Origin of the sequence: Vibrio ouci (assembly GCF_004551525.1) — a bacterium.
GTDB classification, from domain to species: domain Bacteria; phylum Pseudomonadota; class Gammaproteobacteria; order Enterobacterales; family Vibrionaceae; genus Vibrio; species Vibrio ouci.
The window spans coordinates 65,896-74,096 of record NZ_SATR01000025.1 but is presented as its reverse complement, the minus strand read 5'-3'; the positions used below and the strand labels follow the sequence as shown (position 1 = coordinate 74,096).

Below are 8,201 nucleotides of genomic sequence, written 5' to 3'. Positions count from 1 at the left end.
CTGTTCAACTACAAGTTGGGCTGCTTCGAGTTTAAATTCAGGGTTAAAGGTTCTTCTTGTACGTTTTGTCATGGTGTCACCTAATGTAGATGAGGTGCATCTTAACACCTCTAATCAGGTGGCCAAATTAACTATGCCACTACAGATGTTCCAAGGTGAGCGTCCAACTGGTGAGAAGTTTAAAGAATTACAACAGAAAGCTTTAGAAAAGTACGAGGAAGATAATCCAGAATAGAAAGGGGTAGCTAATTAGCTTCCCCTTAAGTTTTTGATATTAGTAACATTGTAGCTACTAATTTTTCGATTCTAGCAATCATTTTGAATTTTTCTAGGGCTTAAATCCTTAGAAATTACTAAAGGGAGCCATGTTCCTTTTTTGATGTCTGCCGTCCAGTTAGGCTACCAGCTAGTTTATGTCTAGTTACTGTTGTAGATCTTCTCAAAGTTCCCCGGATTCCAACCAATCATAATACGGTCACCGATTTTAAGAACAGGTAGTGAGCGAGCCCCAATCGCATCAAGCTCTTTTCGGCCACGCTGCATTTTGGCGTTGGTCATTCTGTACTTGTAGCCTTTTGAATCTAAGTAGCGCTGCGCGTCTTTACAGTGCGGGCATTTATCTTTTACGTAAAGGACAAGTCTTTTCATGGTGGTTTCCTACGGGTTATCTCTGGCGCAGAGTTTAACGAAAAGACCGTGAATGGCAAGTATGAATAGGGTAGACTTACGCCCCCTTATTTGTGCCGTTGGCTCTATTTTCTTTACTGTGACTATGAATCCGTTACTTCGTTATATTCAAGGCTATCCTCAACACATCCTAGAGCCAGTGACTCAAATGATAGAGTCTGGCCGTTTCACCACTTGGTTTGAAAAGCGTTACCCAGCGAATCACGACATCAAAAGTGAAAAAGCCCTGTTTGAATATACGATGGCGATTAAAAATCGTTACATGAAGAAAACGGCGCCATTGAGCAAAGTAATTTACGACAGCAAAATCCACCTGATCAATAACGCTTTAGGTTTACATACCTATGTAGCCAAAGTGCACGGTGGCAAGATTAAGTCGAAAAATGAAATTCGTATTGCCAGTGTGTTCAAGAATGCGCCTGAGCCACTGCTAAGAATGCTGGTGGTACATGAACTAGCACACATTAAAGAGAAAGAACACGACAAGGCTTTTTACCAGCTCTGCTGTCACATGGAGCCGGATTATCATCAGTTAGAGCTTGATGCTCGTCTATTCATGATTTACCAAGAAATTAACAAGAAAAAGTAGTGTTATGAGTCGCCCAAACAAACCTCAGCGTCAAAACAAACAAACTCAAGATGCCAACGCTTCAGCAATGAAAGTGGTTACGGTTAAAGGCAAGGCTGGATTACACAAGCGTAATGTCCATCAAGGGCGCTATGACTTTACCCAATTGGTAAAAGCGCTCCCTGAGCTGCAAAAGCATGTCATTAAGAACCCAAAAGGGGATGCGAGTATTAACTTCTCTGATCCGCTAGCGGTGAAGTTACTCAACAAAGCACTGTTAGCTCATCATTACAACGTCACGTCTTGGGATATCCCTGAGGGCTATCTATGCCCGCCAATTCCTGGGCGAGCAGACTATATTCATCGTTTAGCTGAGCTGTTCAGCAGTGAAAGCGCTTCACTGAAGCACAATCAGGTAAAAGCATTGGATGTGGGCGTCGGCGCTAACTGCATTTATCCGATTGTAGGTGCGACTCAGTATGGTTGGCACTACATTGGGTCTGACGTTGATGCTGAATCGGTAGATAATTCGAACCGAATCGCGAATCAGAACTCAGTGCTTAATGGGCGTATCGAGTGTCGATTGCAAAGTGATAGCCGCCATTTCTTTAAAGGGATCATTAAGCCGAATGAGTTTTACGATGTCACCACATGTAATCCACCGTTCCATAAGTCGTTGCAAGAAGCTCAGCAAGGCACCGAACGAAAGATCAAGAATCTTGCGGCCAATAAGAGTAAGCGAGACCAAGCGACGAATCAGTCCCAATCAACGCGCTCGCCTATACTTAACTTTGGTGGACAAAAAGCCGAGCTTTGGTGTCCGGGTGGTGAGGCTGCCTTTGTGAAAAACATGGCGTTTGAAAGCCGAGACTTTGCCAAGCAAGTACTTTGGTTTACCACCTTAATCTCAAAAAAAGAAAACGTACGTTGGATGCGTAAAAACCTAGAAAAAGCGGGCGCGTGTGAAGTTCGTATTGTCGAAATGAGCCAAGGCCAGAAAACCAGTCGTTTTATGGCGTGGACGTTTAAATCAGAAGCGGAACGCCAGCAATGGCTGAAGCTAAAAAGTTAATCGGATAGAGCGGAGGGCATATGGAGTTTGAAATTTATATGCCCTGTGAGCCTGCTTGGATCTGCGATAGCTTTCTGGTGCTATTCTCTGTGCTTTTGGCGATGGGGCTGGTGGGGTTTATCTATATTCTTTATAAAGAGCACCGTCGTATCAACAGAGTGAGAAAGCGCAAAGCACAACGCGGTGCTTCTCGTAAAAATAAGTCTTAGTCCAGCCGATCTAATTGACGTCTATATTTATCTTCCAACACCTTGTTTCCCGCTTGCTGCTCTAACTTAATGAGCAGGTTTAGTGATGATTTCTTCACGCCATATCGCTGATGGAATCGCAAAAGTCTAAGTCTAGCTTCCGTATACTCCTCATTTTCAATCTCCAACTTGGCTAAGTTTAGCAGCGACATAGGGCGTTCCGGTTGGTGTGCTAAAGCGCGCTGAAAATACTCTTGAGCCCTTTGCTTGTTGCCGGATTTTAATGAGCAAATAGCTGCGTTTTCATAACTCATCGGTATTAAGTAATAACTTGGCTGTTTGATTGCCTGATTGAACAGATCATCGGCTTGGTCATAGTGTTCCTGCCGACATAAAAACGTACCGTAGTTGTTGAGTACATCGCCATTGTCTGGGTGTTGCTTGAGGGCAGTGGAATACAAACTTTGCGCGGATCGAGTTTCGCCGACTTGCTCAAAGTAGTGAGCGAGTGAAAGCTGGGCTCGGTAATAGTTAGGATCATGTTGCAGGGCGATTTCGAAGTTTTCACGCGCCTTAATCATATTGCCTTGCTTAAGGTAGCCAATACCGAGCTCTATCCTTGCTTCAGAGCGGTCTCTTGGTTTTGATTCAACAATATTGTTTGATGGTGCTTCGACAGTCATACAACCGTTTAGAAGTAGTGAAATGGTGAGTAATACTAGGCGCATGGTCTGACTCATTGTGGGTCTCAACGAGTAGTGTACGCATTAAGTCTTATTGGTTGAGTCTGTAGAGATTGGGATGCGACAGAGGTAGCCGATAGCCGTCAATTCCATGAAACAGAAGAATGAAAAAAGGCGCCTCACGATGTGAGTAGCGCCTTTTCTAACCTTGACTACCTAACTATTGGTATAGGGAATCAATCATCTTTAGTGAAGTTTGCTTCGCTGAACTTATCCAGATCGTATGGCGTTTGCTGGTAAACGCAGTAGTTCAGCCAGTTTGAGAACAATAGGTGGCCGTGACTACGCCAACTTGCACATGGTGGATTGTCAGGGTTGTTGTTCGGGTAGTAATTGACTGGAATAGCCGGCTCCATTCCTTCGCCCAGATCACGGATATATTCATTGTGCAGCGTGTGCGAGTCATACTCTGGGTGGCCAGTCACAAACACATTCCGTTTGTCTTTGGTTGCCGCTAGGTAAACCCCTGCAACGTCTGATGTCGCCAAAACATCAAGATCGGTGTGCTCCGCTAAGTACTCAGGCGAGAAGTCAGCATAACGACTGTGTGGCGCTAAGAATGTATCGTCAAAGCCTCTCAGGACTGGGTGGTACGGGTTATGTATCTTGTGATGGTAAACACCGGACAGTTTCTCTTTACGAGTTCGTTTTGGCAAATCGTAAAGGAGTTTTAGACCCGCCTGAGCCGCCCAACACACGTAGAGTGTCGAGGTAACGTGGTTTTTAGCCCAATTCATGATGGTTTGTAGGTGATCCCAGTAAATGACATCTTCAAACTGGACAAGGCCAAGTGGGGCACCGGTAATGATAAGGCCATCAAAATTACGCTCTTTGACCATCTCAAACTGGCGATAAAAGTTATCTAAGTGCTCAGTCGGCGTATTTTTACTTGGGCGATCATCGATACGCAGTAGCTCAATATCAACCTGTAGTGGACTGTTGGATAATAAACGTAAGAATTGAGTTTCCGTCTCAATTTTCTTAGGCATAAGATTGAGGATCAAAACCTTAAGTGGACGAATTTCCTGAGTGGATGCACGAGATTCTGGCATCACGAAGATGTTTTCAGTGCGTAATACGTCTGATGCGGGTAGTTGATCGGGGATCTTAATTGGCACAGCTTACTCCCTAAGCGTTATTATGGACGTCTATACTTCTAAACTTAACGCAATCAGAATGAGATGTCGATAGCAATTTTAGCCTCATTTGTATTAAGATTCGGCTACCGTTACCTATTCAACTTTACTATGACAGCGAAACTGACACTAATCCGAGGTCTTCCTGGTTCAGGGAAAAGCACGTTAGCTAAGACGTTTGAAGTCGACCACTTTGAAGCGGATATGTACTTCGTTGATGCTGATGGCAATTACCGCTATCAAGCAGAGAAAATCGGAGAGGCCCATCAGTGGTGCCAATCGATGACGGAACAATCCCTATCAAATCGCAATAATGTTGTGGTTTCCAATACCTTCGTAAGGCGTTGGGAAATGATGCCTTATTACAAAATGGCCAAGCGCTTTGGCGCAGAATTTGAAGTGATTGAGTGCCATGAAAACTATGGTAACGTTCACGGCGTTGAACCTCATGTGATTGAAACGATGAAGAAAAGGTGGCAAGAATGGCGAAGCGAAGCCCAGTAGTAGAGATGCTCTCTTACGGCATTTATAAAGAGTGGGATTCTAAGTCTAAGCACCTACCAAAGATTCAAGAGTTCACAACCAAAGTGCCCGCCGATGAAGAGATAGAATTTGGCTATATCGTCAATATCAAAAAGGCCAAGGGTGAGGTGATTGAGTTTTGTATTCAGCACCCAGGAGTTAAAGGCAAAAAAGGGCAGACACTTGAGCCGTTTACCGGAGACATGCACGTCGGCAGCAACGATTGGGATTTCTATTTAGGTGATACCATCCAACTGCTAGACCCAATTGATGGCTATGAGTCTAATATTGGCAAATGGCGCATGACCATAACGATGAACCATAAAGTGATTGCTGACAAAACGTTTGATGTGTTCTCTCGTGATGAAGGGGAGTTTTGGAAGCGTCGCGGTTTTTAAATTGTTCCAATGAATGAAGTTTTCAAATCCATGCCTCAAAGGGACTAAATTAGAGGCATATCAAACCGTGCGCTGAGGTTTTTATATAAAATTGATATAAATCGATAGAATTATAACAATATTATATGAAGCAATTTCGTCTGCTGAACCTCAAGTTACAAACAAAAACGACCCTCTACTTTCTTATCGGGCTGCTTGGCGTCACGCTAAGCTGCTTATACATCACACGTTATTTCTTTCTTGTCAGTCTCGATAATCTGGAAAACGCTGAATCCACGCGGGCCAGCAAGCAAGCGTACAACCTAATCATCAATATGGTCGAGGAGCTAGAAGAGCGCTCGTATGATTGGGCCTATTGGGATGAGACACATGCGTTACTGCTAGGTGGTAGCGTACAGGAGTACCGTGAGCGAAACCTATTTGAAGGGTCTCTAGATTCACTGAGTCTAGATATGATGATCTTTACTACGCTCCGTGGGGATGTGATTGATTCAGTTGCACGTTACCAAAATAGTGATCATAACTTTTCCAGCATAGTTATGTCTGAGCCTGCAATATATCACCACGTCCAAGCGATGAACAAAGTGATGGACTCGTTTCGTGAAAGTTACAGTGGGCTATTGGCTTTAGATGAGCAGCTTTGGTCGGTGTCAATAACGCCCGTGCGAAACAGTGATGGCACTGCCGCCTCTTCGGGTTGGTTAGTTTGGGGACAAAATTTATCCTCGCGCTTTCCCGGAAATTTTGAATCCATTCTTATCGCCCAGAGTGATATCTTTCATATTGGCCAATCTCATCAGCTATCGTTAATTCCTGAGGTTGAAAAGTCACGGCATTATATGAGCCAGACAATAGACCTAGTTGGCATGTCGGGTACACCGGTCGCTCACCTTAAGACAACCTTAGAACGTGTTCATTTTTTAAAAGGAAACGTGCTTTTTAGCTACCTATTTATGGCCGTCGCTTTTGTAGCGATTATTATAACAGCAATTACTTATATATTGTTCCGTCGCAGAGTTGCCGTGCGCTTTTCTGATTTGGAAAAAGATATTGATGAGCTTTTTTCATCGTATCAATTAGAAGGTCTCAACCAACCAAATAAAGACGAGCTAGACAGGTTAACGAAACTGGTACAGGCGCTCGCAAGTGATTCATCGGCGACGAAAGAGCAGTTGCAAGATACCCAACAGAAATTTGCGGCGCTCTATGAAAGTCAAACCATCGCAATGATTTTAGTTCTTGGGCGCGAAATCGTTGAGATCAATCGAACCGCTTTGGAGCTGCTTGATTATGATATTGGCGAGGTCGTTCATCAGCCTCTGGATCTAATTTGTCCAGACGACGATAAACCCGAGTGTCAGATTGATACGATGTACCGGATGTTTCAACAAGGTCAAACTCAGTTTGAATCCCAGATGATAACCAAGAGCGGCGAGCTGATAGATTGTCATATCGAAGTGAAATCGATCAAATACCAAGGTCGTGACGCCGTTATGCTATCCGTCAGGGATGTAAGAGAGCATAAGAAGCAAACCAAACTGATTGAAGACTTGGTTGAGCGGGACCATTTATCAGGCTTGTGGAACAGAAAGGCGATCATGGAGAAAGCGCGAAATTTTGTACAGACTCAGCCTAATCAGTTCTCTTTACTTTACATTACCATTCCAAATCTTATGCAAGTGTCCGAAGTCTACGGTCACCAGATCTTTGATCAATCACTCGAATCGATAGCTAGGTTGTTTGGAGAAGAATTGTCAGCGTTTCCCGTGGGGAGAATTAGCTCACATGAGTTCTTAGTTTTAATTGAACGTATTGAAGAGTTCGATATCGCAGAGCTGGGGGCTATTCGCTTTAAAGAGGCACTATCGCGCAAGCGCCAAATTCAAACGTTGATGGTGGATTTAAGGTGTCAGGTTGTACTTATTGAGCCTGAAATTACTCACCACTCTTTGGATAAGTTAATTCACTCATCGATTCATGCCCTTGAAACGAGCAGAATTCCGGCTTCACCGTCCAATCTGTTACGTATTGGTAGCGAGGAGTTTGATGTGGCTCAAGCGGCAGCCGCGATTAAGCGAGATTTAGAATGTGCCATCGAAAGTAGAGAGATTCACGCGCACTATCAACCGATCGTCGACAGCAAGACTGCTGAAATCGTCGGATTCGAAGCTTTGGCTCGTTGGCAGCACCCACAATTTGGTTTTGTTTCTCCAGGTGTGTTTATTCCTTTAGCTGAACGTGATCATCAAATCATAAAGCTTGGTGAGAGCATTCTTGAGCAAGCCTGCGAATTTATGACGCGCGTAGACAAAATCAGGCGCTCTCAGGGGAGAACATCACTGACTATCCACGTAAATTTAAGCGCAGCGCATTTTTATTACCCAGGTTTGCCTGACTATCTTGTTCATATTATTCAGCGCTACAACGTACTTCCTGGCCAATTGGTGATTGAGGTTACAGAAAGTATGTTGATGGGGATTGAAGAAGAGGTCATTGCGAGAATGGAAATGATCAAGTCCCTTGGAGTGCTGTTTGCGCTTGATGATTTTGGTACAGGCTATTCCTCATTTAGTACGCTTTGCTGTTTCCCGTTAGATATCGTTAAGCTTGATAAGTCCTATATTGATCAACTTGAAGAGAATGACCGCGCAAAAAGCTTGGTACGTAATATCGCTAATATGGCACAAGAGCTTGGGCTTACAACGGTTGCTGAAGGGGTAGAAACGGCTTCACAGGCAAGAAAGCTGAAAAATTGGAATATCGAAGAGATCCAAGGCTTCTATTTTTATAAACCGATGGCAGAAAATGAATTGCTAAAGCTGATTTCTGGCTCTCACGGGTAAACCGAAATAGGTAATTGACTACTACTTTAGTTTATTGCCTAGCG

10 protein-coding genes are annotated in these 8,201 nt (G+C 43.9%); 7 read left to right on the top strand and 3 right to left on the bottom strand.

Annotated features, from left to right (window positions below):
• A partial coding sequence (locus ELS82_RS26335) for a hypothetical protein (RefSeq protein ID WP_167489339.1) occupies nt 1-235 on the top strand: 235 nt, incomplete at its 5' end.
• Nucleotides 236-417: 182 nt separating this feature from the next.
• Here the strand turns inward: ELS82_RS26335 and ELS82_RS16090 are convergent.
• Nucleotides 418-648 (bottom strand): glutaredoxin family protein, encoded by a 231-nt coding sequence (locus tag ELS82_RS16090; protein WP_134836379.1) that lies wholly within the window; start codon nt 646-648, stop codon nt 418-420.
• Between the two features lie 124 nt (nt 649-772).
• Here ELS82_RS16090 and ELS82_RS16085 point away from each other — a divergent pair, with 124 nt between their 5' ends.
• Genes ELS82_RS16085 through ELS82_RS16075 form a run of 3 tightly spaced genes read left to right on the top strand, consistent with a single transcriptional unit; the run spans nt 773 to nt 2,536 of the window.
• Nucleotides 773-1,276: a M48 metallopeptidase family protein gene (locus ELS82_RS16085; protein WP_134836381.1), complete on the top strand. Its 504-nt coding sequence runs from the start codon at nt 773-775 to the stop codon at nt 1,274-1,276.
• Between the two features lie 4 nt (nt 1,277-1,280).
• On the top strand, nt 1,281-2,327 hold the full coding sequence (rlmF, locus tag ELS82_RS16080) for a 23S rRNA (adenine(1618)-N(6))-methyltransferase RlmF (RefSeq protein ID WP_134836378.1): 1,047 nt from the start codon (nt 1,281-1,283) through the stop codon (nt 2,325-2,327).
• Nucleotides 2,328-2,347: 20 nt separating this feature from the next.
• The gene (locus ELS82_RS16075) at nt 2,348-2,536 is read left to right on the top strand and encodes a hypothetical protein (protein ID WP_134836377.1); all 189 of its coding nucleotides are present in this window, start codon (nt 2,348-2,350) and stop codon (nt 2,534-2,536) included.
• On the opposite strand, the gene pilW is transcribed toward ELS82_RS16075, so the two are convergent.
• Both pilW and metA read right to left on the bottom strand, forming a co-directional pair.
• A complete protein-coding gene (gene pilW, locus ELS82_RS16070; protein WP_134836376.1) occupies nt 2,533-3,243 on the bottom strand; it encodes a type IV pilus biogenesis/stability protein PilW in 711 nt (236 codons plus the stop codon). The genes ELS82_RS16075 and pilW overlap by 4 nt on opposite strands.
• A 191-nt stretch (nt 3,244-3,434) precedes the next feature.
• A complete protein-coding gene (gene metA / locus ELS82_RS16065; protein ID WP_134836375.1) occupies nt 3,435-4,376 on the bottom strand; it encodes a homoserine O-acetyltransferase MetA in 942 nt (313 codons plus the stop codon).
• 129 nt (nt 4,377-4,505) lie between these two features.
• Between metA and ELS82_RS16060 the strand changes: the two genes are divergently transcribed.
• From ELS82_RS16060 to ELS82_RS16050, 3 genes are all read left to right on the top strand, one after another.
• The gene (locus ELS82_RS16060) at nt 4,506-4,898 is read left to right on the top strand and encodes an ATP-binding protein (RefSeq protein WP_134836380.1); all 393 of its coding nucleotides are present in this window, start codon (nt 4,506-4,508) and stop codon (nt 4,896-4,898) included.
• Nucleotides 4,877-5,314, top strand: a complete 438-nt coding sequence (locus ELS82_RS16055) for a DUF3859 domain-containing protein (RefSeq protein ID WP_134836374.1) — start codon at nt 4,877-4,879, stop codon at nt 5,312-5,314. Before ELS82_RS16060 ends, ELS82_RS16055 begins: the two co-directional genes overlap by 22 nt.
• A gap of 125 nt (nt 5,315-5,439) precedes the next feature.
• Complete coding sequence (locus tag ELS82_RS16050) at nt 5,440-8,157, top strand: bifunctional diguanylate cyclase/phosphodiesterase (RefSeq protein ID WP_134836373.1); 2,718 nt, start codon at nt 5,440-5,442, stop codon at nt 8,155-8,157.
• Nucleotides 8,158-8,201 lie beyond the last annotated feature (44 nt).

What these genes read in the sequence shown, in the direction of transcription:
- ELS82_RS16050 (WP_134836373.1), top strand. Translation starts at nt 5,440, where the DNA reads ATGAAGCAATTTCGTCTGCTGAACCTCAAGTTACAAACAAAAACGACC.
- ELS82_RS16075 (WP_134836377.1), top strand. Translation starts at nt 2,348, where the DNA reads ATGGAGTTTGAAATTTATATGCCCTGTGAGCCTGCTTGGATCTGCGAT.
- pilW (WP_134836376.1), bottom strand. Translation starts at nt 3,243, where the DNA reads ATGCGCCTAGTATTACTCACCATTTCACTACTTCTAAACGGTTGTATG.
- ELS82_RS16055 (WP_134836374.1), top strand. Translation starts at nt 4,877, where the DNA reads ATGGCGAAGCGAAGCCCAGTAGTAGAGATGCTCTCTTACGGCATTTAT.
- ELS82_RS16085 (WP_134836381.1), top strand. Translation starts at nt 773, where the DNA reads ATGAATCCGTTACTTCGTTATATTCAAGGCTATCCTCAACACATCCTA.
- ELS82_RS16090 (WP_134836379.1), bottom strand. Translation starts at nt 648, where the DNA reads ATGAAAAGACTTGTCCTTTACGTAAAAGATAAATGCCCGCACTGTAAA.
- rlmF (WP_134836378.1), top strand. Translation starts at nt 1,281, where the DNA reads ATGAGTCGCCCAAACAAACCTCAGCGTCAAAACAAACAAACTCAAGAT.
- ELS82_RS16060 (WP_134836380.1), top strand. Translation starts at nt 4,506, where the DNA reads ATGACAGCGAAACTGACACTAATCCGAGGTCTTCCTGGTTCAGGGAAA.